The sequence below is a fragment of the Mesotoga sp. HF07.pep.5.2.highcov genome, assembly GCF_003666285.1.
Classification (GTDB): domain Bacteria; phylum Thermotogota; class Thermotogae; order Petrotogales; family Kosmotogaceae; genus Mesotoga; species Mesotoga prima.
In genome coordinates, this window is the sequence record NZ_JFHJ01000107.1 from 1 (window position 1) to 1,999 (window position 1,999).

Consider the following 1,999-nt stretch of genomic DNA (forward strand, 5'->3'; position numbering starts at 1 on the left):
TTTATAACTGTTGACATAGTAGAAGCCCATCGTCCAAAACCATGAACCCGTCCTTCGAAGAGCAGTTGCAAGTTGTCAGTTCCAAGTTACAAGCCAGAAGCTGTACAATAACATCTCATCCTGTCATCTGAACTTGTTTCAGCATCTCTATCATAAGAGCCGTTCTTCGTTGTCCGTCCTAAATCATGAACCCGTCCTTCAAAGAGCAGTCTTTCGTTCCAACGCTCCGTGCCCAAGTTCTTCGTTCTTGGAAAGATCTACACCTAGATCCCGAAACAAGTTCGGGATGACAAACTGAGAGATACTCGTGAAGACAGTTGTGAATGACAGCGGTTGCTGATTCTGAAAGCGTAATAATTCGTCATGTTGAAACCAGTTCATGACGAGCTGTGGTGTTTTTGCTTTCCGGTCTTTAACCTACAACTTGCAAATGAGAACTTGCAACTGATCTTTTATCGCACAGCGGATCTTATACTTGCAACGAAGACGGTATTTACGCTTTGGTCAGAAGACTCGACGGTTGCTGCCACCCGTTTGACTCATGAAGACCTTAAGCGAAGTCATTTGCTCTTGAACAAAGCCATTTAATTTGGAACAAAACTAGATACGAGGAAGAGAATGTTTTGAACTTACCGGTTCTTATTCTCGCTGGAATTATCGCAGTTGTATCTATTGAGTTTGGAGTCACATTCGGCACAAATGATGGGCCTTAGACGAGGTGGTGGTAAGGGAATACCAGGGCGCCAAGCTGGACGACCTGAGCGCCTTCAGAGAGAACTCGATAAAGGGCATTCAATATGTGAATATCGAAGAATACGCCTTGAAGATAGGTGGCCTTGCAGAAACCCCTTATTTCATGAACTACATAGAGTTGCAGGAGCTTCAGCATGTAGAAAGGCTCGTAACACTGCATTGTGTGGAGGGATGGACGGCGAAGATGCTATGGGAAGGGATTCCGCTGATGAATTTGATCGAAAAGGCCGACCCGGACGATAGAGCGACAAATGTGATATTCAAGTCAACCGACGGCTACATAACCATTCTGACCCTCGACTATATCAGGGAAAGGAATAGCATACTGGCCGGCAGTTTGAATGGGATCGGGCTGCCGCCGGCTCAGGGCTTTCCCCTCATTGTGGTCGCCGATGACAGATTGGGCTATAAGTGGGCGCGCTGGGTTGAGTAGATCGAACTGTCAGACGACGACAAGTATAGAGGTTACTGGGAAGAATTCGGATACAGCAAAGACGGAAGCCCCGACAAACCGATGCTCGACAGGTAGAACGAGAATTAACCCTGACAGACATCTGTTTCGTTTCAATCTGGCCGGATACATCCGAAGACTCCGAATAGACGATGCTTCTTGACCTGTGAGTCGAGTCTGTTCTCTTTGGAGCAAGAAGTGTCCTTCGAGACAGGATTCGCGGGGATAATTAACCAAGAGATGAAACTAAATCAGATAAGAGACTTAAGTTAAGACGCTGGTTTTCAAGAAATTGCCGCTGGAGGTGAAACTAACGCCGCATCGCTTAGAAACTACACATACGATGTTTTTTAAGAAATCGTCTTCTTTTTTTCACTCACCTTCGGGAATCTTCCACATCGAGCAACCTCTCAACTAAAAAAGCTCTCAACTCGACCGCCTCAAAGAAAAAAGCGCAGCCATCGTGATAGTCACTCCAGCGCGCTTCATCGCAAATCACCCATATACGAAATGAAAAAAAGTCAAAACAAATCAATTCGATTACTCATTCCTTAAAATTATTATACATAAACGAACGCCAAAATCAAAACAGGCAAATTTTATCGGACAATTCAAGCTGAGCTTCCGTGAATTCGCCGGTTATGCGAGACTCAACCTTCGTCCCGCTTTATTCTTCCGCCTCCCCTTCTTCTCATTATTGTGGGCGGTTCTTCCGTTTCCGGCTTAGTCGGGGGCTCTACGGAGCTGACCGGTCTCTGCGCGACCTGTCTTACGTAAGTACCCTTGTCCTCTTCA

1 protein-coding gene is annotated in these 1,999 nt (G+C 45.9%); it reads left to right on the plus strand.

What is annotated here, in order from left to right:
- The first annotated feature begins 721 nt into the window (after window positions 1-721).
- Window positions 722-1,186 carry a molybdopterin-dependent oxidoreductase gene (locus BG32_RS01815; protein ID WP_183084263.1) on the plus strand — a complete coding sequence of 155 codons (465 nt, stop codon included), beginning with the start codon at window positions 722-724 and terminating at the stop codon, window positions 1,184-1,186.
- Window positions 1,187-1,999 lie beyond the last annotated feature (813 nt).